This window comes from Bradyrhizobium sp. BRP56 (genome assembly GCF_020194035.1).
Taxonomy (GTDB): Bacteria; Pseudomonadota; Alphaproteobacteria; order Rhizobiales; family Xanthobacteraceae; genus Bradyrhizobium; species Bradyrhizobium australafricanum.
This window is the reverse complement of the sequence record NZ_JADYVV010000241.1, coordinates 1-390: the sequence shown is the minus strand read 5'-3', so window position 1 is coordinate 390 and position 390 is coordinate 1. Positions and strand designations below refer to the sequence as shown.

The following is a 390-nucleotide window of genomic DNA, read 5'->3' as shown; positions in this document are numbered from 1 at the left end:
CGAAAGCAGGGACCCCATAACCACAGGACGTGGCGATGGAGCGAGCTGGGGCCACAGTTCGCTTCAACAACGCAACCCTGTGGTTATGGGTCCCGGATCGCGCTTCGCTTGCCCGGGACGACGTGGGAAAGAGCGGCACCCGCACATTCAGTGTCGTCCCGGCGAAGGCCGGGACCCATTACCACAGGGAGTTGTTGTTTGTGCGAACTGGGGCCCCAGTGTGCTTCATAGCCACGGCCGGTGGTTATGGGTCCCGGCCTTCGCCGGGACGACGTGGGGAGAAAGCGAGCTCGAAATCGATGCTCAGGTATTGAAGCGGAAATGCATGACGTCGCCGTCGGCGACGACGTACTCCTTGCCTTCAAGCCGCAGCTTGCCTGCATCGCGCGC

Annotated in this window: 1 protein-coding gene; it reads right to left on the bottom strand. The window is 62.6% G+C overall.

The window, feature by feature from the left end:
• Positions 1–303 precede the first annotated feature (303 nt).
• Positions 304–390: DUF933 domain-containing protein (locus tag I6F38_RS43585; RefSeq protein WP_225164740.1), on the bottom strand; the 87-nt coding region annotated here is incomplete at its 5' end.